A 623-nucleotide genomic window follows, 5' to 3' on the forward strand; every position below is an offset into this window, starting at 1 on the left:
AATTCAGATAGTATCTTCTTTAATTGTTTATTGACTGCTGAATTTGTAGGTAGTCCAGATTGTTTATCGAAGAATAAACATTTGTCTGGATTAGAAACTTGATGGCTTCTTAAAACATACCTTTGTTCAGCCTTTAGCTTTTGTAAAATAGAGACTGTAGTATCATCAATCGGAACGTCACGGATAGAAGTTTCTGTTTTAGCTTTTGTCCAGCGTTTTCTTGTGCGATCATAGCGTCTATATGTTTTAACGGTCTTATTTTCAATATTGATACAATCCCAAGTTAAGCCAAGAACTTCTCCAAACCGCATACCTGTTTTCAGTTGGATATATAAGAGATATGGAATGACGGATTCTTGATAATCGAGGAGATATTCTAGATACTGACAAAGTTTTTTATAATCTTCTAAGCTATGGATATATCTTTCATTCTTAGACTTTGGTGATTCTCTGCCAGATAGCACAACTCCTTCTGTGAATAAATCTATACTGAGTTTATCTTGCCTAGCAAAAATAAGGACACTTCGTATCTCTGCATTTAGGCGGCTGACATTATCACGACAATTTGTCTCAGCGTATTTATTGATAAATGCTTGATATTGGCTTGATGTGATGGATACAGC

At 34.8% G+C, this 623-nt stretch carries 1 protein-coding gene; it reads right to left on the reverse strand.

Translation table 11 applies throughout. The annotated features are described in order from the left end of the window. A partial coding sequence (locus RG565_RS08990) for a site-specific integrase (RefSeq protein WP_308937474.1) occupies positions 1–623 on the reverse strand: 623 nt, incomplete at both ends.

Origin of the sequence: Streptococcus sp. IsoGale021, assembly GCF_031142795.1 — a bacterium.
In the GTDB taxonomy this organism is placed as follows: domain Bacteria; phylum Bacillota; class Bacilli; order Lactobacillales; family Streptococcaceae; genus Streptococcus; species Streptococcus hominis.